26 protein-coding genes and 1 other RNA gene are annotated in these 26,784 nt (G+C 42.7%); 12 read left to right on the top strand and 15 right to left on the bottom strand.

What is annotated here, in order from left to right; genetic code table 11:
• Positions 1–336: 336 nt before the first annotated feature.
• Positions 337–924, top strand: a complete 588-nt coding sequence (locus B9T38_RS00405) for a 1-acyl-sn-glycerol-3-phosphate acyltransferase (RefSeq protein WP_086194914.1) — start codon at positions 337–339, stop codon at positions 922–924.
• A 121-nt stretch (positions 925–1,045) separates the two neighbouring features.
• Here B9T38_RS00405 and B9T38_RS00410 read toward each other — a convergent pair whose 3' ends face one another.
• Complete coding sequence (locus B9T38_RS00410) at positions 1,046–1,348, bottom strand: hypothetical protein (protein WP_424623895.1); 303 nt, start codon at positions 1,346–1,348, stop codon at positions 1,046–1,048.
• Positions 1,349–1,567: 219 nt separating this feature from the next.
• Positions 1,568–2,302, bottom strand: a complete 735-nt coding sequence (locus B9T38_RS00415; RefSeq protein ID WP_086195127.1) for a sulfite exporter TauE/SafE family protein — start codon at positions 2,300–2,302, stop codon at positions 1,568–1,570.
• Positions 2,303–2,543: 241 nt separating this feature from the next.
• On the opposite strand from B9T38_RS00415, the gene B9T38_RS00420 reads away from it, so the two are divergent.
• Positions 2,544–2,750: a hypothetical protein gene (locus tag B9T38_RS00420; protein WP_086194916.1), complete on the top strand. Its 207-nt coding sequence runs from the start codon at positions 2,544–2,546 to the stop codon at positions 2,748–2,750.
• A 56-nt stretch (positions 2,751–2,806) separates the two neighbouring features.
• Here B9T38_RS00420 and rsmD read toward each other — a convergent pair whose 3' ends face one another.
• Entirely contained in the window at positions 2,807–3,364 is a 558-nt protein-coding gene (gene rsmD, locus B9T38_RS00425) for a 16S rRNA (guanine(966)-N(2))-methyltransferase RsmD (RefSeq protein WP_086194917.1), read from the bottom strand.
• Between the two features lie 3 nt (positions 3,365–3,367).
• Positions 3,368–5,392 carry a penicillin-binding protein 2 gene (gene mrdA, locus B9T38_RS00430; protein WP_086194918.1) on the bottom strand — a complete coding sequence of 675 codons (2,025 nt, stop codon included), beginning with the start codon at positions 5,390–5,392 and terminating at the stop codon, positions 3,368–3,370.
• A gap of 235 nt (positions 5,393–5,627) precedes the next feature.
• Between mrdA and B9T38_RS00435 the strand changes: the two genes are divergently transcribed.
• The 4 genes from B9T38_RS00435 to B9T38_RS00450 all read left to right on the top strand — a co-directional run bounded on the left by B9T38_RS00435 (position 5,628) and on the right by B9T38_RS00450 (position 8,562).
• Positions 5,628–6,146 carry a hypothetical protein gene (locus B9T38_RS00435; protein WP_086195128.1) on the top strand — a complete coding sequence of 173 codons (519 nt, stop codon included), beginning with the start codon at positions 5,628–5,630 and terminating at the stop codon, positions 6,144–6,146.
• A gap of 64 nt (positions 6,147–6,210) precedes the next feature.
• Positions 6,211–7,527, top strand: coding sequence for a DUF445 domain-containing protein (locus B9T38_RS00440; RefSeq protein ID WP_086194919.1), 1,317 nt, complete (start codon positions 6,211–6,213; stop codon positions 7,525–7,527).
• An 82-nt stretch (positions 7,528–7,609) separates the two neighbouring features.
• Positions 7,610–8,269 carry an adenylate kinase gene (gene adk, locus B9T38_RS00445; RefSeq protein ID WP_086194920.1) on the top strand — a complete coding sequence of 220 codons (660 nt, stop codon included), beginning with the start codon at positions 7,610–7,612 and terminating at the stop codon, positions 8,267–8,269.
• Between the two features lie 83 nt (positions 8,270–8,352).
• Positions 8,353–8,562 (top strand): hypothetical protein, encoded by a 210-nt coding sequence (locus B9T38_RS00450; RefSeq protein WP_086194921.1) that lies wholly within the window; start codon positions 8,353–8,355, stop codon positions 8,560–8,562.
• A gap of 43 nt (positions 8,563–8,605) precedes the next feature.
• Here the strand turns inward: B9T38_RS00450 and nth are convergent, their stop codons facing one another.
• Both nth and B9T38_RS00460 read right to left on the bottom strand, forming a co-directional pair.
• Entirely contained in the window at positions 8,606–9,301 is a 696-nt protein-coding gene (nth, locus tag B9T38_RS00455; RefSeq protein WP_086195129.1) for an endonuclease III, read from the bottom strand.
• Positions 9,301–10,122 (bottom strand): RnfABCDGE type electron transport complex subunit B, encoded by an 822-nt coding sequence (locus tag B9T38_RS00460; protein WP_286086724.1) that lies wholly within the window; start codon positions 10,120–10,122, stop codon positions 9,301–9,303. Before B9T38_RS00460 ends, nth begins: the two co-directional genes overlap by 1 nt.
• A 307-nt stretch (positions 10,123–10,429) precedes the next feature.
• Between B9T38_RS00460 and gdhA the strand changes: the two genes are divergently transcribed.
• The gene (gdhA, locus tag B9T38_RS00465) at positions 10,430–11,773 is read left to right on the top strand and encodes an NADP-specific glutamate dehydrogenase (RefSeq protein WP_086194923.1); all 1,344 of its coding nucleotides are present in this window, start codon (positions 10,430–10,432) and stop codon (positions 11,771–11,773) included.
• Between the two features lie 71 nt (positions 11,774–11,844).
• Here gdhA and B9T38_RS00470 read toward each other — a convergent pair whose 3' ends face one another.
• The 3 genes from B9T38_RS00470 to rlmH all read right to left on the bottom strand — a co-directional run bounded on the left by B9T38_RS00470 (position 11,845) and on the right by rlmH (position 14,222).
• On the bottom strand, positions 11,845–12,612 hold the full coding sequence (locus tag B9T38_RS00470) for an META and DUF4377 domain-containing protein (protein WP_086194924.1): 768 nt from the start codon (positions 12,610–12,612) through the stop codon (positions 11,845–11,847).
• Positions 12,613–12,761: 149 nt separating this feature from the next.
• A complete protein-coding gene (locus tag B9T38_RS00475; protein ID WP_086194925.1) occupies positions 12,762–13,538 on the bottom strand; it encodes a dioxygenase family protein in 777 nt (258 codons plus the stop codon).
• 201 nt (positions 13,539–13,739) lie between these two features.
• Complete coding sequence (rlmH, locus tag B9T38_RS00480) at positions 13,740–14,222, bottom strand: 23S rRNA (pseudouridine(1915)-N(3))-methyltransferase RlmH (protein ID WP_086194926.1); 483 nt, start codon at positions 14,220–14,222, stop codon at positions 13,740–13,742.
• Between the two features lie 154 nt (positions 14,223–14,376).
• On the opposite strand from rlmH, the gene B9T38_RS00485 reads away from it, so the two are divergent.
• Entirely contained in the window at positions 14,377–15,336 is a 960-nt protein-coding gene (locus tag B9T38_RS00485) for a M28 family peptidase (protein ID WP_086194927.1), read from the top strand.
• A 264-nt stretch (positions 15,337–15,600) separates the two neighbouring features.
• Here the strand turns inward: B9T38_RS00485 and lon are convergent, their stop codons facing one another.
• The 3 genes from lon to B9T38_RS00500 form a co-directional block, all read right to left on the bottom strand.
• Positions 15,601–18,027: an endopeptidase La gene (gene lon, locus B9T38_RS00490; protein WP_086194928.1), complete on the bottom strand. Its 2,427-nt coding sequence runs from the start codon at positions 18,025–18,027 to the stop codon at positions 15,601–15,603.
• A gap of 146 nt (positions 18,028–18,173) precedes the next feature.
• Positions 18,174–18,761 (bottom strand): 5-formyltetrahydrofolate cyclo-ligase, encoded by a 588-nt coding sequence (locus tag B9T38_RS00495; RefSeq protein ID WP_086194929.1) that lies wholly within the window; start codon positions 18,759–18,761, stop codon positions 18,174–18,176.
• A gap of 48 nt (positions 18,762–18,809) precedes the next feature.
• Positions 18,810–19,190 (bottom strand): MerR family transcriptional regulator, encoded by a 381-nt coding sequence (locus tag B9T38_RS00500; protein WP_086194930.1) that lies wholly within the window; start codon positions 19,188–19,190, stop codon positions 18,810–18,812.
• A gap of 82 nt (positions 19,191–19,272) precedes the next feature.
• Here B9T38_RS00500 and B9T38_RS00505 point away from each other — a divergent pair, with 82 nt between their 5' ends.
• Positions 19,273–22,365, top strand: a complete 3,093-nt coding sequence (locus B9T38_RS00505) for a heavy metal translocating P-type ATPase (protein WP_171263129.1) — start codon at positions 19,273–19,275, stop codon at positions 22,363–22,365.
• A 172-nt stretch (positions 22,366–22,537) separates the two neighbouring features.
• On the opposite strand, the gene ssrS is transcribed toward B9T38_RS00505, so the two are convergent.
• The 3 genes from ssrS to B9T38_RS00520 form a co-directional block, all read right to left on the bottom strand.
• A non-coding RNA gene (gene ssrS / locus B9T38_RS00510) (6S RNA) lies at positions 22,538–22,721 on the bottom strand.
• Between the two features lie 100 nt (positions 22,722–22,821).
• A complete protein-coding gene (locus B9T38_RS00515; RefSeq protein ID WP_086194931.1) occupies positions 22,822–23,106 on the bottom strand; it encodes a cell division protein ZapA in 285 nt (94 codons plus the stop codon).
• A 2-nt stretch (positions 23,107–23,108) separates the two neighbouring features.
• Positions 23,109–23,660, bottom strand: a complete 552-nt coding sequence (locus tag B9T38_RS00520; protein ID WP_086194932.1) for a hypothetical protein — start codon at positions 23,658–23,660, stop codon at positions 23,109–23,111.
• A 64-nt stretch (positions 23,661–23,724) separates the two neighbouring features.
• Here B9T38_RS00520 and B9T38_RS00525 point away from each other — a divergent pair, with 64 nt between their 5' ends.
• The 3 genes from B9T38_RS00525 to B9T38_RS00535 all read left to right on the top strand — a co-directional run bounded on the left by B9T38_RS00525 (position 23,725) and on the right by B9T38_RS00535 (position 26,445).
• Positions 23,725–24,357 carry a UPF0149 family protein gene (locus B9T38_RS00525; protein WP_086194933.1) on the top strand — a complete coding sequence of 211 codons (633 nt, stop codon included), beginning with the start codon at positions 23,725–23,727 and terminating at the stop codon, positions 24,355–24,357.
• A 75-nt stretch (positions 24,358–24,432) separates the two neighbouring features.
• Positions 24,433–25,764, top strand: a complete 1,332-nt coding sequence (pepP, locus tag B9T38_RS00530; protein ID WP_171263136.1) for a Xaa-Pro aminopeptidase — start codon at positions 24,433–24,435, stop codon at positions 25,762–25,764.
• Between the two features lie 444 nt (positions 25,765–26,208).
• Positions 26,209–26,445 (top strand): DUF378 domain-containing protein, encoded by a 237-nt coding sequence (locus B9T38_RS00535; protein WP_086194935.1) that lies wholly within the window; start codon positions 26,209–26,211, stop codon positions 26,443–26,445.
• Positions 26,446–26,784: the final 339 nt, after the last annotated feature.

Genomic DNA, 26,784 nt, shown 5'->3' on the forward strand with positions numbered 1-26,784 from the left:
TCGTTAATTAGTCATTTTATCTAACTAAAAGGTGTCTACAAAATTAGTGGCTATTCAAACCCAAGCAAAGCTACATGTTGATTAAATATCCATTTCGTTTGTGCTTTGTTAGGTCTTTTTTCTATGGTTTAGATATGGAACTTCGGTTTAAGATCATCAGTTTATGATCTTAATGTGGAAATGGGGGCAAAATAAAACAGCAGACCTTAGCTATTTTATTTGAACTTGACAGTTATGTCTTGATCTATTAACTGGTTGATTATTATTCATCATGCACTTTTATATTTCAGCGACCTTGTTAAAATTTGCGCACTTGATTAGGTGGCGGTGCGGTAAGTGTTTGAGAAATTAGCTGAACAAAGTTTAAAAATGATGGGCTGGGAAATCGATAACCATTGGCCCCTTGATTTGGATCAGTGCGTCATGATTGCTGCACCGCACACCAGCAACTGGGATGCCTTATATGCACGTCTGGCACTCAAGGCCTTAGGGGTCAACGTTCGTATTACCATTAAAGACAGCTATATGAAATTTCCTTTTGGTCCATTTGTACGCGCAATGGGCGGAATCGGAATTGACCGTACAGCGAAAAAAGAGGGTGAGCCACGACCAAGTATGGTTCAGGTGATGTCGGGTTTATTTAAAACCCATCCAAAACTGGTGATGTTGGTCACACCGGAAGCAACGCGTGCCAAACAGGAACAATGGAAGACCGGTTTCTACCATGTGGCAGTCAATGCAGGCGTACCCATTGCATTGGCTTATATGGATTATGCCAAGAAGAAAACCGGGGTGGGTAAAATTGTTTATCCTAGTGGTGATTATGAAAAAGATATGGCTGAAATTATGGCTTTTTATGCACAAATTCAGGCTAAATTTCCAGAACAGTTTAGCGTGGATACACGTTATTATCATGAAACCTAAGTGAAAACATACGATTTCCCTGACTGATCTTCAAGCGAAGCCAAGAGATGCAGATGGCAAAATCTTGGCTCTATGCACATGATGGATCAGTCAATGTGAAATTCAATTTTCGCTTAAAAAATTATTGATTTTGTGCCGGGTTAATCCCGCCTAAATGTTGGCAAGCTTCCTGATAAATATAATATTGTTCCTCGATTACTTCTGTTAATGGCACCTTAAATAACTCCTCTCCATCTTTATAGCTTTGTACATAAGATTCGGCTTTCTGGCGGCTAGAAGCGAGTGCCTGTTCATGATAGGAGGTAATCGAAGTATGCGCCATTTGTGCGGTTTCAATTCTATTGCACTGAAAATTTGCCAGCATTTTTTCTGCATGTTTCAGCTCATGAGAGGTGGTCAGAGAACAGCCAGAGAGAAGAATCATTCCTGCTAATAAAATCAAGGTTTTCATTTCTAGGAAAATGGATGATGGGGTTAGGTTATTGTATAAAGTTTTCCTGCCGATATATTTGATCTGCCCGACTGATTGGGTGTTTTTTGTTTAAGTGAGATTTATTGTAATTTTGACCGATTGTTATAGATAAGTAAGGTTGCAATATCTCAACATATAAATCTGATTTTTTGGGGAGGTAGACACTACTCTTTAGAGCAGTGTATTGAAAATCAGGAAACAGCCAGAAGTAAATAAAAGGCTTAAAACTGTATGTTTAAATTGCGTTTCCGAAATTTTATAAAATAATTTTGCCCCTAAAATGGCGGGCAAACTGACACTGATCAGCAAAATTGTCATATAAGGCCAGAGCTGTATGTCAAGCGTGCCTTGCAGTAAATAGGCCACTAAGGTAAACAGCTGAATGCCAAAATTAAAATGTCGTAAAACGTAACGTTGTTGCTGTTTGGGAAGATTTTTCAGCATGACCCAGGCAGAAGGCAACGAACCGCAAAAACCGCCTAAACCACCCAGAATTCCGCCCAAAAATCCAACCAGGCTGTCTGCCAGTTTTCCGGATTGTTGCAGCCGTGGAAATGCCGGATTGAAAAACATCACCGGACACCATAACATCAAAAATAAGCCTAAAACCACTTTAAAGGCTTCGGGCTGAATAATATGCAGCAGATATGTGCCCAAAGGTACGCCAATCAGCCCGGCAATTAAATAAGGCAGTACCAGTGCTTTATTTAGATGTGGATGCTTCTGTTCATTGAACAATGAAATGATATGGCTCCACACCGAAGCAAAAACTACCAGGGGCGCAGCAATTTGCGGGGGGAGGACCCACACCCAGAATGACATGGCAATGAGGGCAAAGGCAAAGCCAGTCAGTCCCTGTACAAAACCTGCGACCATTGCCCCAACAATAAATAACAACCAAGTCATAGCGATCTGTACAGATGAAAAATCGGTAGTATTCAAAAGATCAGTCAAAAAGCCAAGCATATGTTTAGCAGGATTTATGCAAACATAATGAGAACTTTGTATAAAACCGCTTCAGCATTCAGGACAGAAATTCTTCCTGTGAATAAAAAAGACATAAATGACTACAAAATTTCACATAGACTCCCATCGCTCTTCATTAAAGCATTGAATACTGAAGTCACGCCGTAAAGAGGTGATGAAGATGATGAAAAAAGTGATCTTACTTTCTGTATTGGCAGTGTCATTAACTGGTTGTGTCCTGGATCCTTATGATGACGATTATGGTGGTCATCGAGACCGTAACGGACATTATGACCGACACCATCATGGTGACCGTGACTGGAACAATAAAGACCGTCCGGACTGGGATCATGATAGAAATGACCGAGACTGGCGTTATGGTCGTTAACTAATCTATCACCGATCTGAAATTGACTGACTACATTAAACAAAAAAGGATTCCATTCAGGAATCCTTTTTTTGATACAGTCCTGCACGGACTGTTCCCGCCTTGCTTTGTTTAATCTGTTGCCAAGAAGCGGGGAGTTTAAGCTGATTTAACTCGCGATCGGCCTCCACATAGATAAAGGCGCGGTCTTTAATCAGCGGGTCAGCAAGCTGGGCCAGTTCTTCCCATAAATCCAGACTATAAGGCGGATCTAAAAAAACCAGATCAAAAGACTGTTTTAAGGTAGGTAAGGTTTGCTGTGCCGTGGCAACTTTGAGTTTGGCATGTTGGCTGGTCACTTTCAGCAACTGCAAATTATCGGTTAAAAAAGCAGCTTGGGTGCGATTCGGTTCAATCATTACCACCTGTGCTGCACCGCGGGATAAAGCTTCAAAACTTAAGGCTCCTGAGCCGGCACAGATATCGAGAACCTGTGCATTTTGAATATCCCACATCAGCCAGTTAAACAAAGTCTCACGAACACGGTCGGGTGTAGGGCGTAAACCTTCAACACTGGCAAAAGGAAGCTGACGGCGTTTCCATTCACCGCCAATAATACGGAGTTGATTTTTCATAGATCAGTCACCTTCAACTTCTGCGGGGTGTGCGCCTGATGCGGCTTGAGTAGCGTGCTGTGTCGCTGCTGCTGTTGTATTGGTCTGAACATTGGTCGCCGTGTCCACTGGTGCTGTGCCACTTGGCAATTCACCCGGTTTGATGCCTGCGGTCATGAGGCCGCCACTAATTTGATGGCCCGCAGGACGGATCGGATTCTTTTTACGGGTGTATAACCAATAGTCAAACAGAGGACGAGCCAGTTGCGCGGCCGAACCACCGTGTTTACCATTTTCCCAAACAATCGCAACCGCAATCTCAGGATTTTCAGCCGGGGCAAAACCAATAAATAAACCATGGTCAAGCTGACGTTCACTTAATAATGCTTCGTTGTATTTTTTACCTTGGGCAATACTTTTGACCTGTGCAGTCCCGGTTTTCCCTGCAATATGATACAGCGGGGTACGAATACCACGACCTGTACCGGTCTCGATAACATCAATCATGGCATCGCGCATTTTAATCCAGTCTTCAGGTTTGCCGTTAAACTGAATTTTACCATCTGGTGCATTACGCATTTTAAAAGGTTTGGCGCCGTGACTTTCACGCAGTACATGCGGGGTAATATGCGCACCTTGGTTTGCAGTAATTGCAGTAGCCATAGCCAGTTGCAGCGGCGTCGCAGTAAAGGCACCTTGTCCGATACTGACGGAAATGGTTTCACCTTTTAGCCATTTGCTCTTACGGGTCCGCATTTTCCAGTCCGGGTTCGGATACAAACCGGTACTTTCACTCGGTAAATCGACGCCAGTTTTTTCACTAAAGCCAAATTGGCGCATCCAGGCATTCATTTTTTCAATGCCCATGCGGTAGGCCAAAATATAATAATAGGTATCACAAGAAACCACTTGAGCTTTATGCAGATTGACCGTGCCATGACCTGATTTGCGCCAATCGCGGAATTTATGCGAATCGCCGGGTAAAGAAAAATACCCTGGGTCTGAAATGGCGGTGTTCCAATCCACGATATTGTAATGCAGCCCACCTAAACCAAACATCGGTTTAATGGTTGAACCTGGAGGATAGGCACCTTGTACAGCACGGTTATACAGCGGCTGGTCAAGATTGTCACGTAGTGCACTATAGTCGGTATTGCTAATTCCGGTCACAAATAAATTCGGGTTAAAACTTGGACTGGAAACCAGGGCCAGAATTTCTCCTGTTTTCGGATTCAGCGCCACAATGGCACCGCGACGACCCGCCAGTTGCTCGGTTGCTGTGACCTGCAAGCCATAGTCAATTGAAAGGTACAAGTCATTTCCGCGTACCGGCTCTTTACGACCTAAATTACGTAATACGTTACCGTGAGCATCAGCCTCGACAGATTCATTGCCGGGCAAGCCATGCAACAGATCTTCATAAGATTTCTCCACCCCAATTTTCCCAATCAGGTTGGTGCCGGCATATAAGTCTTTGTCAATCGACTTCAATTCTTTGTCGTTAATACGACCTACATAACCAATCACGTGCGCAAACAGCTCACCATGCGGATAGTAGCGCGTCATTTGGGTTTCAATATTGACCCCGGGAAACTCAAACTTGACTTCGCTAAATTTAGCAATATCGGTTTCGGTTAAATTTAATTTTAATGATACGCGTTCGGTTTTTTTAGCGGTCTTGATGCGGCTGCTAAAGCGGTCAATATCTTCTTGTGTCAGGCTTAAAATCGGAGTCAGACGCTTTACGGTATCTTCAATATCTTTTACATCAGCCCGAGACATCGTTGCAGAAAATACCGGATAATTATCTGCCAGTAAAATACCGTTACGGTCATAGATATAGCCACGTGCAGGTGCCAAAGGCTGTAGCCTGATCCGGTTCTGGTCTGAAGCGGTTGAAAACTCATTATAATGCGCGATTTGCAGATAGGCATAACGGGCAACAAGCAGGAGCAGAAAAAAAGCCACAATCCCGATGGAGATAAAAACCCGATTGCGATAAATGCGCTTTTCTTGCTGAACATTTTTTAAAGGAAAGAGCTGCTTCATACGCGATCGACTTACATACAGGGGAGTGAAAAATCTGGTGGCACATTCTAACGCAAGTCAGCATTTTTTGATATTTGTTCTGGCGAACTGTTAGGCGGGTTTAGTTTAAACTTTGACTTTACAGACATTAAAATTGTAAAGTGCAGTATATAAGAGTTCTGATAATTCTGCTAAAGTCAAAATTCAAAAAAAGGACTGTACTAAAAAATAAAATTTAGGGACAACGATGAAAATAATCACAAAAGTGTATCCTTTGCTGGCTTTTTTTGCGCTGGTAAATATTGCTCATGCACAAGACCATTCATATTTACCTGAAGCGAAATTGACATCAGACAGTGCTAAAACATGGAATATCGGGGCTGGATTTACCAAAAAGCTTCTTCATCTGAATGCAGAATGGGTCAATCCTTATGGCATCGCCTATGCAAAAGCGGGTGTATTTTATAATGATGACTATAATGCCGGTGCTCAGGTCGGGTTTCGTTATCCTTATTACCTGACCGGAAAAGATAAAAACGGTTACTACCTGGGTGTCTATGCAGGGCATCTGGAAAGTAAACACATCAACAATGAATATGAAGCAAGACTGGGTGCGGGTATAGATTTAGCCTATGTATTGCTCAGTAAAGAACGGATTAGCAGTTTTAGTATCGGGATTGGTGCTGGCGAAGAGATGACGGATCAGAAGGGTAATGTGGTTGCAGAGACAGAACCCATGCTACAATTTTCCTATACTCTAAGTGTCGGTTTATAGTGAAAATAGTGAGCTTTTATAATTAAGTATTTTGTGATTAAAAAATTAAATATGGAAATCGTGCATGTTTGAGTACGTCAACGAATTGTGGCAAACCTTCTTGAATCGCCCTGATTTCTGGGCAGTACTTAGCATCATTCCTGTGACAGCTTTTGTAACTTGGGCACATGTGTGGATGGCACTGAAAATGGTGTTTTACCCCCTGACGTTTTGGGGATTCCACTTAGGGCCGCTCCCTGTCGGCTGGCAGGGGATTGTGCCACGTAAAGCCGGTCGCATTTCAGGAATTATCACAGATAATACCTTGTCGAAATTGGGTTCTTTACGTGAATTTCTGGATGCCATGGATCCGGAAGATATGGCACGGATTATCGGTGAGCAGGTCGGTTTTGAACTGGAACATCTGATTGATGAAATGATGATCGACCGTAATGCGGTACTTTGGGAAAACTTACCCTATTCAATTAAGCGCCGTATCTATTCGCAAGCGCATAAACAGCTGCCAGGTATTTTAAGAGAATTAGTGACTGAGCTGACCATGAACGTCGAGTCACTTGTGGATATGCGTGAAATGGTGGTGCGCCAAATGGAAGGTGATCGCCGTTTAATGGTGAACATGTTCCTGAAAGTGGGACGTAAAGAAATCAACTTTATCTGGCATATCAGTGCATTAATTGGAATGTTCTTCGGTATATTCCAGATGATTGTCTGGTTTGTGGTGCCTTGGCACTGGACGGTTCCTTTCTGGGCAGCGGTGTGGGGTTTCCTGACCAACTGGATTGCCATCTGGATGGTGTTTAATCCGCTGGAACCGCATTATATCCGCTATCCACAGTTTTTTGCGCGTACAGAAAGTCGCACGTTCCCGTGGATCAAACCGGTGATTCCACATATTGGCACCTATAATATCCAGGGTGCATTTATGAAACGTCAGGATGAGGTTTCCGATGTTTTTGCCCAAGTAGTCACAGAAGACTTAATTACGTTAAAATCCATTATGACTGAGATGATGTATGGTGGGAAGAAAGATAAAACTCGCCGTATCGTCAAACGCCATATTAACGAAATTATGGAAACTCCGATTGTTCGAACCTCTTTGCAGCTGTCTTTAGGGCCAAAAGAGTATGCAAAACTCAAGACGGACTTGATCGATCGCTCGATTGAAATTACGATGGTGCCTGTATGCGACCCGGCCTTTAATGCGAGCCGTGCACAGAAAATCTATCAAATGTTTAGAGACCGTATTCGCGAGTTGACGCCAAGAGAGTTTCAGAATTTATTACGTCCTGCCTTTCAGGAAGATGAATGGATTCTGATTGTCTTGGGTGGCGTAACCGGATTTATCGCGGGTACAATACATTTGTTTGTGGCTTTCTTATAATTAGATGCTGGACTACATGACGAATAAAGAGATTCGTTATGCAAACGCATCACATATATTTGTTAAATGAGGATGTTTTTTTATGCGCATTATATTACTCGGACCACCTGGAGCAGGTAAAGGTACACAGGCTCAGTTGATCTGTAAGCGCTACAATGTCCCACAAATTTCAACCGGTGATATGCTCCGTGCTGCAATTCGTGAAGGTACTGAATTAGGTCTTAAAGCTAAAAGCGTGATGGAAAGTGGCGGTCTGGTATCAGACGAGCTTATCATCGGTCTGGTTAAAGAACGTATTGCTCAACCTGATTGTGTAAACGGTTGCATTTTTGATGGTTTCCCTCGCACTATTCCTCAAGCAGAAGCTTTGGAAAAAGAAGGCATCAACATTGATCACGTGATTGAAATTGATGTTCCAGACGAAGAAATCGTAAAACGTCTTTCTGGTCGCCGTCAGCACCCGGCTTCTGGCCGTGTTTATCATGTAGTTTACAATCCGCCTAAGGTGGAAGGTAAAGATGATGAAACGGGTGAAGAACTGGTTCAACGTCCTGATGACCAGGAAGAAACCATCCGTAAACGTTTAGGTTCTTATCACACTGAAACTGAACAATTGGTAGGTTTCTACCAAGGTCGCGCAGCATCAGGTGAAAATGCACCGACTTATGACAAGTTAAACGGTCTGCGTCCAATTGAAGAAGTTCAAACTGATTTGTTTGCCATTCTAGATCAATCAAAATAATCGTATTTCGATGATTTTGACAATCGAAGAGCCCTAAGTCATATTAGGGCTCTTTTTATTACGCTCTCAAAAAGGACAATGCTGTGAAGTTTGCTGTATTAGGGTTAATGGTCGTATTTCTGGCAGTATTGTTTGCTTTGTTCTATGTCAGTTTCAAGATGCTGAAAAAAGTACGTCAGCAAGAGCGTAGCGAAAATGCTGGCAAGGTGCCTGTGCGTCGGCTGCATCCCAAGTTACAGGCAGAACTCGAACAAAAACGCCAGCAAGAGCAGGCAGAACAAAATAAAAAATAATGGCTTTTAAACGGAGCACATCACCTGGCTGAACTCATCTCACTTATGATTCAGCTTCAATGTTCTTGACAGGAATCGCACGGCCAGCACCAAATTCAAAACGATCTGGCCAGTTGCACACATCACACACCACACATTCATGACATTTGGGCTTGCGTGCAATACAGGTATAACGACCGTGTAAAATCAGCCAATGATGGGCATCGACTATAAATTCCTTGGGAATGACTTTGACCAGCCGGTGTTCAACTTCAAGCACATTTTTGCCAATAGCCAGACCGGTACGATTACCTAAACGGAAAATATGCGTATCGACCGCCATGGTCGGATGGCCAAAAGCGGTATTCAGCACCACATTGGCAGTTTTACGCCCTACACCCGGTAATGCTTCCAGATCAGCCCGATTGTTAGGCACTACACTGTTGTGTTTTTCCATCAGTAGCTTGCAGGTTTTAATTACATTTTCGGCTTTTGCATTATATAAACCGATGGTCTTGATGTATTCTTTTAAGCCCTCCACGCCTAAAGCATAAATGGCTTCCGGGGTATTGGCCACTGGAAACAGCTTGTCGGTGGCTTTGTTGACACTGACATCGGTGGCTTGAGCCGAAAGCGTCACGGCCACCAAAAGTTCAAAAGGAGTGCTGTAATTCAGTTCGGTTTTAGGGCTAGGTCTTTGTTCACGTAAGCGTTCAAAAAAAATCTGAACCTGCTTTCTGGTCATGTTTTTAACTGCCATCATGAAGCTCCCAGAACAATCAGCTGCTGTTGCAAATCATTCAGCAGGTCACGTTTCTTAAGGTCTTCAAGAACACTGAGCTGTTTTTCTAATTTTTTGATTTGGGTGCGAATTTTTGCCAGTTGAATGGTGGTTGCTGCATCGTGGCTCACGATAGGTTTAGCTGTTTTTTCCACCACTTGAATCTCTGGAACCAAGTCACTTTGCGCTGAAAATTGGGCAAATAAGGCCGTATCAATATTGGCACGCACCACCGGACCTTTGCGGTTAATCCGGCGTTTCTCTTCACGCTGAATATGGGCGTAATAGCGCTTGCGCAGGTCAATTTGTTCAGCAATATGCGCCTCTTCTGAAGGCACGACGTGGTCGTCTTCTACCAGGTCAATACAGTCGACCGGGCAGGGCGGAATACAGAGTTCGCAACCAGTACAAAGGTCAGTCAAAATGCTATGCATGAGCTTACCTGAACCAATAATCGCATCGACTGGGCAGGCGTTGATGCACTTGGTACAACCAATACATTCATCTTCACGAATAATCGCTTTCATACGTTGTGGACGACCATCACTTTGAATTGGCCAAACACTTTCTTCTGCTTTGAGTTTTGGGCGACCCAGTAATTCAGCCAAAGCATCGGCAACGGGTTGTCCGCCTGGTACACATTTATTGGCCTCTTCACCTTCACTTATGGCTTTTGCATAAGGGAGGCATCCATCTCGGTGGCCGCAAAGTCCGCATTGTGTTTGCGGCAACAGGGCGTCAATTTTTTGAATCAAGCTAATTTGAGTGTTCATGTATAACCGGGAGTGCTGGGCAAGCAGCGTGAAACAATGTGCTGGAGAGCAATACTAGCATGTTTTTACATAGAATTCCTGTGCGCAAAAATGGGACTAAAAATGCATTAATATCGGGCAAAATATTACATTGATATATATCTGAAAGTTATTTTATTTATAAATAAAAAGACTGAATAATTAAATTAAATATATGTTCTATATAGAAAATTGAAGTTTTTTTCAAAAAACTATTGCTGAATAGGTGCAAGTGATATTTAATGTTTTGCGCCAAAATATATCATTGATTGAAATTTTGACCAATTTTGATCCATTTTCTGCTGAGGATTAAGCGTTGAAATACAACAGCCTTAACGACTTCCTAAACTACGTTAAATCACGTGATCAACATCAACCAGAGTTTCTACAAGCTGTAGAAGAGGTAATGACTAGCCTTTGGCCATTCATTGAAAAGAATCCAGAATATGCTGATCATGGATTACTTGAACGTCTTGTAGAACCTGAACGTGCGATTCAGTTCCGTGTTTCATGGGTAGATGACAAAGGCCAAACTCACGTAAACCGTGCTTTCCGTGTACAGTACAACTCAGCTATTGGTCCATTTAAAGGAGGGATGCGTTTCCACCCTTCAGTGAACCTTTCAATTTTGAAATTCCTAGGTTTTGAACAAACTTTCAAAAATGCCTTGACTACATTGCCGATGGGCGGTGGTAAAGGCGGTTCAGACTTTGACCCTAAAGGTAAGTCTGAAGGCGAAATCATGCGTTTCTGCCAGGCATTAATCATCGAGTTGTACCGTCATCTGGGTTCAAATACTGACATTCCTGCGGGCGATATCGGTGTAGGCGGCCGCGAAGTGGGCTACATGGCAGGTATGATGAAGAAGCTCAGCAATGACACTTCATGCGTATTCACTGGTAAAGGCTTGACTTTCGGTGGTTCACTGGCTCGTCCTGAAGCAACGGGTTACGGTACGGTTTATTTCGCGGAAGAAATGCTGAAAACTCGTGACGATAGTTTTAAAGATAAAGTGGTGACTATTTCTGGTTCTGGTAACGTAGCTCAATACGCTGCTGAAAAAGCCATGTTCCTGGGTGCAAAAGTGGTTTCACTTTCTGACTCTGCGGGTACTGTATTCGTTAAAGACGGTTTCACTGAAGAACTTCTGGCTGAAGTGATGGAACTTAAAAACGTTCAACGTGGCCGTATTTCTGAGTTTGCGTCTAAACACGGTTTTGAATATATGGAAGGTCAACGTCCTTGGTCTATCAAGTGTGACATCGCGCTTCCATGTGCAACTCAAAACGAATTAGATGCAGACGATGCAGCTCAACTTCTTGCAAATGGCGTGATTTGTGTTGCTGAAGGTGCAAATATGCCGTCTACGCTTGAAGCAGTGGAAAAATTCGTTGAAGCGAAAATCCTTTATGCGCCAGGTAAAGCATCGAATGCAGGTGGTGTAGCGACTTCTGGTCTTGAAATGTCTCAAAATGCATTGCGTTTAGGCTGGACGTTTGAAGAAGTTGATGAACGTTTACACGCGATTATGAAAGAAATTCACCGTAACTGTGTGAAATACGGTACTAAAGAAGACGGTACTGTGAACTATGTTGATGGTGCGAACATTGCAGGCTTCGTAAAAGTGGCTGATGCTATGCTTGCTCAAGGCGTATTCTAAGTCTGACTTGGTTTAAGCTTTAAAAAAAACCGGGGCAAATGCTCCGGTTTTTTATGTCCTGAATAAACTATTTACTTAACAGTTGAGCGTTCAACGGTCATGTCATGGATATAAGCATATTTCGACTGATCTGCAGCAGGATGCTTGATTTCATAACGCTTGACCCGGATGATTTGTCGCTCATTGGGGTTATGGGTAAAATCTTCGATTTGATCATAGAATAAAGTCCAGTCTTTATCGACTTGGATTTTTATCCCGCTTTCACTGTATTTAACTTCCCGAACCTGTAAACAGTTTTGTGGGGCGACACCGCTACATGGCTTAGTTTCAGGTGAAATTTCCAGAAAAATGGTTTCAGCCTGAGTCTGATATTTGCTTTCAGGGGTCATGGTACCAGTGAAAACGTATTTCTGACCTGTCGCTGAAATGATGGTCAATGTTGGTTGTTGTGAATTTTTTAAATCTAAAATAAACGGTACTTTGCGGTTATTAAACAGATCTTTGGCAATGTTTTCTTGCTGCATGGAGGCGTCCGGACATGCCATTTGGGTTCCCATGAGGGGACCTGTCACGATCTGATTATTTTCAACTTTCCAGCTGCTGCCCATACCATTACAGCTGGTAGCAATGCTGAGGTGGCTTTGATCATCAAAATTCAGTACCAGTGGTTTAGGTGCAGTACCGGTACGGGTACTCCATTGATAAGAAGCTAAAGTCTGATCGGCTTTTTGTTGATGTAACACTGACATGGCAACATCTCCAGCTTTTTGAATATCGCCAGATTGACAGGCTGCGAGCATGAGAGGAAAAAGAGCCATTGCTAAAAGTTTAACTTTCATTTTAAAAGTACTTGGTTTTGAAGAATTTTTAATAGAATAACGTAAAGGTACTTAAAAAATATGGATACATTCTGGCGAATTCAGTAGCAAAATGTATCCATAACTATAATTTTGTTAATTATTAATGAAAAGTTATGAGTTGATGTGCATCAGTCAAAACGGTAAATATCCATGCCCAGAGAACCCATACTGAAACTGCTATGCACAATACTGAAACGATGCCCAGTCCCCATCGCAAAGAACAGGGGAGCAAAATGTTCTAAGGTCGGATGATTACGCTCTACATAAGGGATACTTTGCCAGTCCAGAACCGCAGCATAATCGCTGTGATTCATTTTGCTGACCACATAATTTCGAAAAGTCGATGCCCACTCGGGTACAGTAGCAGCTTCACCATGCCATGCCAATTCACGCAAGTTATGGGTAATACTTCCCGAACCGATCATTAATATTTGTTTTTCACGTAATGGTGCCAGGGTTTGACCAATTTTATAAATCTCCTCAGCAGACATGTTCATCGGTAAAGAGATTTCTACCACAGGAATATCAGCCTTGGGATACATATGCAACAATGGCATCCACACGCCATGATCACGTGGACGGGTGCTATTGGCATGTGCAGCAAAACCGGCACTGGCTAAAAGATGCAGAATGTCTTCTGCAAGCTCCGGTTGACCTGGTGCCGGATAGCGGATTTCATACAGCTCAGACGGGAAACCGCGGAAGTCATGCCAGGTTTCTGGACGAACGCTACTACTCACTTCAAGCGCATTACTTTCCCAGTGCGCAGACATCACAATAATAGCTTCAGGCTTAGGCAGATTTAAGCTCAATCGCTCCAGAGCAGGACCTACCTGTTCCGGATTTAGCGCCAACATGGGTGAGCCATGTGAAATAAATAAACCGGGTAAAGTTTGTAGATTCATGTTGATGCGCCTAATTTAAATAACATCGATTGAGGCTATGATGCCAAATAAAGAGAAATAGAATAAATACAATTTATATCAACATATTGTTCCTTTTTTAGAACAATAATGCACGGTCTGATCCAGTTGATGACTCAAGCTCAGGAATATGTTCGCTTTACACGATTTTGCCAGGCTCAAATCATCCCGTTCTGAACCTGCTTAACCCGCCCGGTGATAAGGATGATTATTGTTGATACTCATTGCGCGGTAGAGCTGCTCGATCAGCATGACGCGAACCATAGGGTGAGGCAGGGTGAGTTTGGATAAAGACCAGTGCCATGCAGCAGCTTTACGTACCGCTTCGGAGTGACCATCCGGACCGCCAATCGCCAAGACCACATCATTACCTTCCAGCATCCATTGTTTCATGGTCTCAGCCAGTTTTTCAGTACTGAATTCTTTACCGCCAACTTCAAGGGCAATCAGGGTTTCATTATGTTTTAGTGCATTCAGGATGCTTTCGCCTTCAATCTGGCGATATTTCAGGATATCGGCTTCAGAATCGTTTTTTCCGCGTTTTGCCATAGGTAATTCTATAATTTGGGTCTGCACAAAAGGCTGGATACGTTTGAAGTAATCTTCAAAACCGGTGAGCACCCAAGCTGGCATTTTTTGACCGATGGTAATAATACGGATTTTCATAAGATTCGATGATTTAAGACTCATCTTTATTATAAACGCTAAAACTGATTTTACTTGTTTTTGAGCAACAAATTGCAATTGAAAAGGCGTGCCAGATGCTGCTTTAATCTTCAGCAATGGATTGAATATGCATAAGAAGAGAGGACGATAATAAATGAGATTAAAAAGGGATAAAAATTTAGGCTTATGGTTGAGCACCTTCCTTTGCACTCTTTTGTTCAATACTTCAAGTTGGGCATTACCGAGCATATCACCCGCCAGTAGCGATAATTTAAAGGTCTATCTGGAGCAAATTATAGGTCAGCAGGGGCATCGTAATTATAAAAACTCACAAGAGCTACAACGCGTTTCTGCCTGGATTAAAGAACAGATGCGTTTGTTTGGCATACCCTGTCAGTATCAAAATTATTCGGTCAATGGTTTGGGTTATCGCAACGTAGTATGTACCTTAACCGCAGGTCATGCTGACAAAGTGATTGTCGGCGCGCATTATGATGTGTTTGGTGAAACTCAAGGTGCGGATGATAATGCTTCTGGAGTAGCAGGGGTGATTGAAACCGCACGCATACTGTCACAGCAGAAATCGCAACTGCCATATAATGTTGAATTCGTATTTTATACCTTGCAGGAGCCGCCATTTTTCAAGACCGAACATATGGGTAGTTTTGTACATGCAAAATCCATCAAGGCTCAGAAAGATCACATCCGCGGCGTTTATATTTTAGAGATGATCGGGTTTTTTGATGAAAATCTGGTACAGGAGTATCCTGCCGGCCTGAAATGGGTTTATCCGCAACATGGTAACTTTATTGCGGCTGTCAGTAATTTGCAGTCGTATGATTTGGGTGCAAAATATTGTGAATCCATGCGAATACTGAAGCGCCTGGAGTGTCAACGACTGGTTGCACCGTCTTTTATCACGGGGATGGAGTTTTCAGATCATCTCAATTACTGGAAGCTGGATATTCCCGCCATGATGATTACAGATACGGGGCATTTTCGTAACAGGGACTATCACAGTGCCAAGGATACCTTGAAAACTTTAAATATTGCCAAAATAGCCAGTGTCATAGATGGTTTGGCTTATAATTTAATAATTCAAGCTGATGAATAAGAACACATAAAAAACGCAGTCCCCTAATGAAATATTGGGACTGCGATCAAAAGGTCATCCACCTGGAGATGTAGATGACCATTCACATAACTTATTAATAACTTTTTAAGTAGAAATAAATCAGAAACCTATAGTGCATCTGTATCTATACCATATTAAATGGGGATGAGCTGCTGATTTTTCAAGCTGATTTGTTATGAATATGGTAAAAATTTTACACAAAAAAGAGAGCCGAAGCTCTCCTCTTTTTGTAGCAAAATGCAATTAATGACGCGCTGCTTTACCTTCTGCAATTGGTTTAACAATCGGTGCTTTCACCAAAGGTTTTGGTGCTTCCACCAAGGCTAATGGCAAAATCTCATCGATGCTTTTCACGGTCTTAATTTCAAGGCCGGCTTTAACATTTTCTGGAATTTCCACCAAGTCACGAGCGTTCTCTTGAGGGATGAATACCAGTTTAATACCACCGCGATGTGCAGCTAAAAGTTTTTCCTTCAAGCCACCAATGCGCATTGCACGACCGCCCAGATTGGTTTCACCGGTCATGGCAATATCAGCACGTACTGGAATGCCTGTGAAAGCTGAAACCAGTGCCGTAGTTAAGGCCAAACCTGCAGATGGACCATCTTTCGGTGTTGCGCCTTCAGGTAAATGCACATGAATATCGGTTTCTTCAAATCTTGAAGCCTCAATACCCAAGGCATCGGCACGGGTGCGGACGACCGTCATTGCAGCGGTAATGGATTCTTTCATCACATCACCGAGTGAACCAGTGGTAATGAATTTACCTTTACCTTTTACCGCAGCAACTTCAATCGAAAGCAATTCACCGCCAACTGAAGTCCAAGCCAAGCCATTGACACGACCGACTTGCGCTTCTTCTTCCGCCATACCGAAGTCGAACTTGTGTACGCCCAAGTAATCAGACAGGTTTTCAGCAGTGACATCGATATGCAAGTTTTTGGCTTTTTTGCTGACCGCTTCTTTCACCACTTTACGGGCAATTTTTGACACTTCACGTTCCAGGCTACGCACACCGGCTTCGCGAGTATAACGACGCACGATGTCACGAATCGCTTCTTCATGAATGGTCAATTCTTTTGCACGTAAACCGTTGTCCTTAATGGCTTTAGGAACCAGATAACGTTCGGCAATATTGACTTTTTCCTCTTCGGTATAACCCGGCAGACGAATCACTTCCATACGGTCTAAAAGAGCCTCAGGAATATTCATGCTGTTTGCAGTACAGATGAACATCACTTCAGACAGGTCAAGATCAAGATCGAGGTAGTGATCGTTGAACTTACTGTTTTGTGATGGATCCAGTACTTCAAGCAAGGCAGAAGCAGGGTCGCCACGGTAATCCTGTGCCATCTTGTCAATTTCGTCGAGCAAGAACAGTGGATTCTTCACGCCAACTTTTGTCAGTGATTGCACGATTTTACCCGGCATCGCACCAATGTAAGTACGGCGGTGACCACGAATTTCCGCTTCGTCACGTACGCCACCTAGGGCCATACGCACAAATTCACGACCTGTAGCTTTGGCAACCGACTCACCAAGTGAAGTTTTACCTACCCCTGGAGGACCAACCAGGCAAAGAATCGGACCTTTGAGCTTTTTCACACGAGATTGTACTGCAAGATATTCCACAATACGGTCTTTGACTTCATCTAAACCGTAGTGATCGGCATCTAAAATCTCTTGTGCTTTCGCCAAATTGATGCTGACTTTGCTGGCTTTATTCCAAGGCGTATCTAAAATCGCCTCGATATAGTTGCGCACCACAGCAGCTTCACTTGAAGCAGGTTGCATGGCTTTGAGCTTACGGAATTCAGATTCGGCTTTTTTACGCACGTGTTCCGGTAAATCGGCTTCTTCCAGACGACGTTCAATTTCTGCGATATCATCTTCAGCACCGCCGTTCATGTCGGAAAGTTCGCGCTGAATCACCTTCATTTTTTCATTCAGGAAATATTCGCGCTGGTTTTTCTCCATCTGGCGTTTTACCGAGTCATGCAAGGTTTGTTCAATCTGCTGTTCTTCAGACTGTTGCAACAAATAAGTCATGAGCTCAGTCAAATGTGCTTCAAAGTCATCCTGTTCCAGGAACTTTTGCTTGATATCGATATTCAAGGGCACACGGGTGGCCACAAAGAACAACAGTTGCAACAAGTCATCGATTTTATTTGCAGCAGTAACCAATTCACGTGCATTACGTAATTTGGCTTCTGCATACTGGGCAAATAAAGTTCGCAGTTCTTGCACACGCGTTGCTTGAGAGTCAGCTGCAACATTGACCGTCATTGGGCTGAGTGCATGTTCGGCTGATAAATATTCATCATGGTCGATGATTTTCACCAGTTTAGAACGGTGTAGACCCTCAATAAGTACTTTTATACAGTTTTCATCATTTTCATGATTCACAACTTGCACAATCTTCGCGACAGTACCGTATTGATATAAGTTGTCGTGATCAATTTCTTCTGTAAGAGAATCTTGTTGTGCAACTACAAATACGAGATTGTCACTGTTACGGGCCACGTCAACTGCTTTGATCGATTTTTCACGACCTACAAATAACGCAATTTGCATGTGTGGATAAACCACCACATCACGTAGCGCTAAAAGTGGTAATACGCTTGGAACCTGTGTATCTAAGGTTTCTTGATTCATAATAATTTCAGACATGGGCACTCCTAATGAGTAACAACAGTGTTGCCATGTTTTTATAGTGATGGGTATTTTAAAAAATACAAGGGCAGGGCAAATGAAAATGTATAAAAAATGAGTAAATGTGTGATTTTAAAATATTCTTGTCAGTCAAAAATACCCATTCAATGCTTAAAGTGTAGATATTTTGCAGGGGTAAGTAAGGCATCGAGAGGTTGATCCCAGACTTCACGATGTAAAGGCTGCTGGATCAGCTGAAAGTCATGTGCAATACCAAGCCGATAGGGTTTATGGGGGGCACTGGCCAGGGTTTTATCATAGAAACCGCCGCCCATTCCAATGCGGGTACCGTGAATATCACAGGCCAGCAAAGGCATGATTAAAAAATCCAGCGTCGAAACATGCAGGCCACGCCCGGCCATAGGCTCTTTCATGCCGAGTGGATGATATGAAAATTGATTGTTTCGGTATTGTTGTTGCGTGATTTTGACCCAGTGCAATTGCTGATTCATGGTGCAAATCATCGGCAGATAAACCTGTTTATGCTGTTTAAAGCAGTATTCAATGATTTTTTGGGTATGGATTTCACCAAAGGCATTCAGATAGATGCCGATTTTTTTGGCATGCTGAAAAGATTTTAGCCGGATCAGTTGCTGAAGTACTTTTTGTTGCGCCTGTTTTTGTTGAAAGCTGGAAACGGCTCTGCGCTGATGTCGAAGTTGCTTGCGTAAAACTTTTAAATCCACTGACATCTGTTATAGATTCCCAAAAAATATATACATTTTCATCATAAAAGCAGTTTAACTGTTTTTCAGCTCTTTCAAAATCGGGCAACAGCTTTCATTTGTCGTTTTACATTCATCTACCCAACTGCTTAAACGGGTTTTGAGTGCCTGTAATTCCTGAATCCTTTGATCAATTTTTTCCAATCGTTGCTCAATGACATGTCGCACCTGTTCACGGTCTTCGAGTTGAAGTTGCAGTAATTCCTGTATTTCACTGAGTTGCAAGCCTGCATCTTTGCCTTTTTGAATAAAGCTTAAGGTTTCAATATCTTTGTCATTGTAATAACGGTAACTCTGCGTGGATTCAGGTACGCGCATTAAACCGATGCGTTGATAATAGCGAATGGTTTCGACGTTGATATGACAGTGTTTGGCCAGTTTTCCGATAGTGAGCATAAAATATCCTCAAATGACTTGACTCTGTACTTAGGTACAGACTTTATGCTAACACAATGCAAGAATAAAATAGGTGAGTCGGATGAATGAGCAACAAAAATCTGCCTGCTGTGCAAAACAGGATTCAGTCCTTGAATTAGTGAAAGTTGATCCAGTCTGTGGGATGAACGTTTCGGAAAGTTCAGCACATTATTTTGAATATCTGGGGAAAAAATATTTATTTTGTTGTGATGGCTGCAAACAAAAGTTTATTAAAAATCCTGAAGCTTACCTTCAAGAAACCACGCCTAAATCAGGCTGTGGCTGTGCAAATAAAGCTAAAGTTGTAGCGGCCTCATCTTCATGTTGTGGTAGTCAAAAAGCTGAGTCACAACAGTATATTGATCCCGTCTGTGGTATGACCGTGACGGATTTATCCAAGCCGCATAACGAATATTTAGGACAAAGTTATTATTTTTGCGGTCAGGGCTGTTTGAATAAATTTCAGGCCAATCCAGAACAGTATTTAGAAAAACATAAATCTAAAACTTCGGGCTGCGGCTGTGCATTTCAATTAAAAACAGATGAAAAAAAATCTTGCTGCGGTTCTCAAAATCAACCACCCGTAGCGCAATCATTAGGCTGTTGTGCGGGAAATAAAGCACAAACCGTAGAGCAGGTGAGTGAAACAATAGTTGATCCGGTTTGTGGCATGCAGGTTAAAACGGATTCTAAATGGCATAGCCAGTTTGAATCAAAAGATTATTATTTCTGTTCAGAACGCTGTCTGAATAAATTTACCCAGCAACCTGAACAATATCTACAAACTCCGCAAACAGCATCCTCCTGCTGTGCTTCAACAGCAAAAGTGGCAGTTGAAGAAAAGAAATCCAGCTGCTGTGGCGGAACTCATCCTGCATCATCACCTCATTCTGAGGTCGATCCTGTCTGTGGCATGTCGGTAGACACTTCAACCGATTTAAAAACTGATTATTCGGGTAAAACTTACTATTTTTGCAATCCGTCTTGCCTGGAAAAGTTTAAAGGAGACCCTGAATTTTATTTGCTTCCAGCAGATCAGCGACCTGTGCCGGAAGGTGCTGCTGACATGGATTATACCTGTCCCATGGACCCTGAAATTGTGCAGAAAGGGCCTGGAACTTGTCCAATCTGCGGTATGGCTTTGGAACCTATGCAACCTAGTTTGAATGATGCACCCAATCCTGAACTGGTCGATTTCAGTCATCGTTTCTGGATGACGTTGCCACTGACTTTAATTGTGTTTGTATTGGCCATGGGGTCGCATATTCATGCCTTTATTCCGCAGCATATTCAGCCGTGGATTGAACTGGTACTGTCTATTCCCGTCATCCTTTGGGCAGGCAAGCCATTTATTGAACGTTGCTGGATTTCCTATAAAACCCGTAACCTGAACATGTGGAGCCTGATTGGTGTCGGGGTGCTGGCGGCATTTATTTACAGTGTTGTGGCAACAGTTTTTCCATCCCTTATCCCGATGCAGGCCAAAACTGGTCATGGGGTTGCAGTGTATTATGAAGCAGCTTGTATGATTGTGTCCTTAAGTTTGCTCGGACAAATCATGGAACTGAAAGCCCGCGCCAAAACTGCAGACGCACTTAAATCCTTGCTGAAACTGCAACCGCATACTGCAAAACTGGTGCAGCATGATCAGGTGGTGGAAGTGGATGTGAGTATGGTGAAACAGGGCGATATCTTGCAGATTTCTTCAGGGGATCAAATTCCGCTCGATGGCATTGTGATGGAAGGCAAAACCTATGTTGATGAAGCGATGATGACGGGTGAACCTGTGCCGGTGAAAAAAGAACTTGATGACCGGGTGATTGGGGGGACGGTGAACCAGCAGGGCAGTATTCGTATTCAAACCACAGCTGTAGGTGCCAATACCACTTTGGCTAAAATGATTCAGACCGTGGCCGAAGCACAGCGCTCCAAAGCGCCGTTACAAAAACTTGCCGATGTATTTGCCAAATATTTTGTGGTGACTGTTTTAGCGATTAGTGTGTTGACCTTTATGGCATGGATGCTCTTTGGCAAGGCGCAATTTGATCTGGCGCTGATGTGTGCAGTGGCTGTACTGATTATCGCCTGTCCATGTGCCTTAGGTCTGGCAACCCCGATGTCGGTGATGGCAACCACAGGTCGTGCAGCGCAAAAAGGCGTGCTGTTTAAAGATGCGGAAGCCATAGAAGCTTTGAGCAAAGTCACCACTTTAATTGTCGATAAAACCGGGACCTTGACCGAAGGTAAACCAAGTCTGAAAGAGATTAAACTGCTTTCAGATACAGTTCAACAAGCGCAAGTGGAACAATGGATTGCCTCGATTGAGCAATATTCAACCCATCCGATTGCCCAGACTTTAACCAAGCTTGTTCCGAATAATCAACTGATTAAAGTCAATGATTTTGAAGATGTCACTGGTTTTGGGGTGAAAGGTCAAATTGATGGTCAAACCCTGTATGTGGGCAGTCAAAAGCTGATTGATCAATTGGGTTTGCAGCTGCCTAAGCATATTCAGACACAGCTGGATGCACAACGCGAGAGCGGTAATGTGATTAGCTTTCTGGCCAATGAGCAGCAAGTTCTGGCTTATATCTCGATTCATGATGCGATCAAACACAATGCCCATCAGGTGATTGATCAACTGATGGCCGATGGTATTGAAGTGGTGATGGCGACTGGTGACCACGAGCAGAATGCCAAACTGGTCGCGGCTGAGCTGGGGATTCAGCAGGTTTATGGCAACTGTACCCCGACTGAAAAATTAGATCTGGTAAAAAAATATCAGGCTCAAGGAAAAGTTGTGGCGATGGCTGGCGATGGTATTAATGATGCACCGGCACTTGCCCAGGCCAATGTGGGGGTGGCAATGGGCAATGGTACCGATATTGCCAAACAGACGGCTCAAGTGACTTTGGTCAAAGGGGATATCCGCGGTGTGGCGGATGCCATTCATATGGCAAAGTTAGGTGTGAAGAATATGAAGCAGAATCTGGCCTTTTCCTTTGTCTATAATGGCTTGGGTGTGCCCGTGGCAGCGGGTATTTTTTATCCCCTCACCGGACTGCTGTTGACCCCGATGCTTGCAGCGGTTGCCATGTCGCTCAGTTCATTGTCAGTAGTCATCAATGCTTTGCGGCTGCAAAAGTCTAAATAACTGAATGTCAGAAATTAAGTGATATACCCAAGATGAAAATCTTGGGTATTTTTTTGCATAAAATATTGATGAATATGGCGGAGAATGAAATGAAATTTAAAAACGAAAATTCTTTAAAATGTAAAATAGATGAATAAGTATTGTAATAAATGACACTTAGAATAATAAGAAAAAACACTCCGAAGATGCCGCTGCATGTCGTTACCCTGAACCCGAAGAAGTTCAAGGTGGACGCGACGCATACTTGCTGGGTTTCCCATTCGAAGATGGGCATACACTCTAAATATGCAGAACACAATCCGTAGATTTAAGTATCGGCAGGGATATAGACGCGCTGGCGAACACCTCAGAGATAGAGTAAGTATAACCAATAATGAGGTGTTGGCAAATCCTCAATGTGCAACAACTGTAAAGTTAAATCACAAATGTTGATAGTTTATTCAATTTAATAGGAAATTAAACCAAATCATTGAGGTCTTCTAAAATAGTCGCCAGCAAGCGATCACAATGTGCATACTCTTGCAAGGATTTGTTCATTGAAAGCACTTCCTGCATCAATTCAAGTGCAACCATAATAATCAGTTTACTCGGCTCAACACGGGGTGCTTTACGGCGAAAATCATCATATTTTTCATTTAACAATTCAGCTGCACGTTCTAAACCAGCTTTTTCCTTTTCTGTGGTTGCTAAACGAAAATTATGACCCAGCACACGCAGTTCAACGGCAATTTGTTCACTCATGATTAAATATCCTCATTTGCATCGGCTGGGTGAGCAAGCTGTTGAATTTCTTGCGCATGCTGATCTTGAGCAGTACCTAAAATTGCAAGACGCTGAATAATGGCTTCAACTTTGGCTTTAGCATGTTCATTTTTTTGTAACAATCTTTCACGTTCCTGTTGCATTCCCTGAATTTCCTGTTGAGCAACACGGTGATCATTTTGCATTTTTTCTTTAATGACACGTAATTCATTACGTTCAGCCAGAATTTCCTGAAAACGGTTTTTAAGATCGGTACAACTTTTTTCCAAACGGCTATAGCGGTCTGCTAAAGCGGCTGCATCACTATTCAGTTGCTTGAATTGCGATTGGGTTTCGCTTAATTGCTCACTCAGATTATCTATTTCTTCTTGTTTTTGAGTGATGATGCCATTTTTTTGCACAATTTGGGCATGATAGTGCTCATTGGAATCTGCTTTTGCAGCATTAAGTGCAGCATTTTCACTTTCATAATGCGCAAGTCGCGTTTTTAAAACGCCAATATGCGCCTGTAGACGCTGTAATTCTTCTAACATATCGTGGTCGCACAGTATCGCAAACAAAGGTAATATATAAGAAGTATAGAGATTGGATAAGCGAATGCAAGACGATATTTCAGGTTGGTCGGAATGGCACCACAATTTTTCAAAAATTGAAGAGATTTCAAGCCCAAGTGAGTTACATGGGTTGCTAACGGGTATTGTTTGTGTTACTCAGGCACCGACCGGTGATGAATGGCAACAAATTTTAGCCACGCTTGAAATTCCTGCGCTAGAGCAGCAGATTTTAGAGATATTAACTGATGAAGCAGAAGATATTGCCCATGCTTTATCTGAAGATGAACTCGACTATTTACCTTTGCTTCCGGATGATGAACACGTTCTTGTGGATCGTGTACAAGCCTTGGCGGACTGGTGTGCCGGTGTGGTACTGGGATTTGGTCTGGCATCAGGACATATCCGTCCGGATGAAATGGAGCTGATTGAACATCTGCAAGATGTGGCAGCTGTTGAATTTGATGAGTCGGATGATGACGAAGAAGGCGAAGAAAGCTATCAGGAACTTTACGAATTTGTGCGCTTGATTCCTGTCAGTCTGTCATTGGGTCGTAAAAAAGTGGAAATTGCAGAAACTCCATTGCTGCAAAATATTCAGCCACAGTTGCAAAAAAATAGCGCGACTACAGAAGCCAGCAGTGTTGTTGAAATGTTTACCCCGCATCGTCCGAGCTAATTCGGACGATTGTGTTCAAGAACAGACCCTTTAAAAGTTATCACCTCCTCATAAAAGACAAAAGTACACTTAATGATGAAACTGACTCAAGCAGATTTTCAGGAACGTCGTGACCGCCTGGCAGAAGAAATGGGTCCGCACAGTATTGCAATTATTGCCACCAGTCCGGTTGCCATGCGTAACCGTGATGCGGATTATAAATTCCGTGCAGACAGCAGCTTTTTCTATCTGACCGGCTTTGCAGAGCCTGAAGCAGTGGCGGTGATTGAAACTTTTGAATCGATTGATGAAGGTTATACCTATAGTCTGTTCTGCCGTGAACGTAACCGCGAGATGGAAATCTGGAACGGTTACCGTGCCGGTGTAGACGGTGCAGTGGATGATTACGAGGCAGATGAAGCCTATGCGATTGACCTGCTGGATGAAGAAATTATCGAGAAACTGCACAATAAACAAAAACTGTTTTATCGCATTGGTCATCAGGCCGATTTTGATGCACGTGTAGCGAAATGGATTGCTAAAGCCAATGGTGAATCACGCAAAGGTACTTCTGCACCCGCACATGTGATTCAGCTGGATCGAATTGTCGATGAAATGCGTCTGCATAAATCTGAAAAAGAAATCAAGTTGATGCAACTTGCATCAGATATTTCGGCAGAAGCGCATACCCGTGCCATGCAAACGGTGAAACCGGGCATGATGGAATATGCACTGGAAGCAGAATTGAATTACATTTTTGGTAAAAATGGCTGTGTGCCTTCCTATAATAGTATTGTCGGTGGTGGTGCTAATGCCTGCATTTTGCATTATGTGGAAAATGACAAAGCCCTGAAAGATGGTGATCTGGTGCTGATTGATGCGGCTTGCGAATATCAGCTATATGCCTCAGACATTACCCGTACTTTTCCGGTTAACGGCAAGTTTAGTCCTGAACAGAAGGCCCTATATGAGCTGGTGTTAAAAGCACAAGTGGCTGCGATTGATGCGGTACGTATTGGCAACTCTTATAAGGAACCGCACAATGTGGCGGTACGTATTTTGGTTCAAGGTTTGCTTGAACTTGGCTTGATGCAAGGTGATATTGAGGAAATTATCGAAAAAGAAACTTTCCGTCAGTTTTACATGCATGGTACCGGACACTGGTTGGGTATGGATGTGCACGATGTCGGTTCATATAAACAGGATGGCGAATGGCGTGCCTATGAAGAGGGTATGGTGGTGACGGTTGAACCGGGTTTGTACATTGCACCAGATGATGAAACTGTCGATGCCAAATGGCGTGGTATTGGTATCCGCATTGAAGACGATGTGGTCGCTACCGAAAATGGGCCACTGGTGCTCACCAAAGATGTGGTCAAAACAGTAGAAGATATTGAAGCCCTGATGGCAAAAGCCAAAGTAGCCTAAGCGATTTTTAGGATGAAAAGCCGATCAGATGATCGGCTTTTTTATTAAAGATATGGTCTGATTAGAGCATGATTTTTAGATTTTTCTATAAAAATCAATCTTACAATTGTGGTGTATATAATCGATGTAACTATTGCTCGTTATAACAAATTCCAGATCAATTAGCTTGTTTGACGGTTCTTGATTTTCTTGCGACGAGATTAAAAAATTTCAATATTTGATGTAATTCGGGTGGATATGCATTAAATGCGAAAAATGATTTTATTTACGTTTATCTCGAATAACTTAAATAAAACCAACCCAGTTAAAATTTAAAGTTTAAAAACTGACACGAATTCAACATATAAAATCGGTTTTTAGCATCAAAGCAACATATTAAATCTGCTTTTCTTCAGATAATTCCTCTGATCCTTAAATAAACTAAAGAACAGTGGGAGAAAAATGATGAGATTAAATACTATCGACTGGATTGCTTACGCTTTGGCGATTATTGGTGGCCTGAACTGGGGCTTAATTGGTGCATTCGATTTCAATTTAGTCGCTGCTATTTTTGGTGAAATGAGCGCTCTATCTAGGATTATTTATATCTTGGTCGGCTTGTCGGCACTATATCTGATTTATACAGGAACGAAATTAGGCAAAACAGTACATCATGAGCCTCAGACAAGAGTGGTACGTTAGCAGACTAAATACAAAACTCAATTAGAAACTTCATGAAGGCGATTTTTCTGTAATTTATATCATTGTGTTATGAGAATTTCATTTGAGTCTGTAAAAACGGAGCTTAAGCTCCGTTTTTGCTTCTACATTACAAGCTGATGGTTTTCCTGTGAGGAATTTCACATCCATATAGACTTGAAACCGATTGCTTCCACATATTTTTTCATGGTTGAGATTTAAGCAATACCCTTATGATGTTTACAGCGTAAGCACTAAACACTTTTTATGGAGCCAAGACAGCTAGATAATCGGCTTAGCCTGGCTGAAATCCATTCATAATTGGATATCATCTAAAAGTGC

The organism is Acinetobacter sp. ANC 4218 (assembly GCF_002135245.1).
Lineage (GTDB): Bacteria > Pseudomonadota > Gammaproteobacteria > Pseudomonadales > Moraxellaceae > Acinetobacter.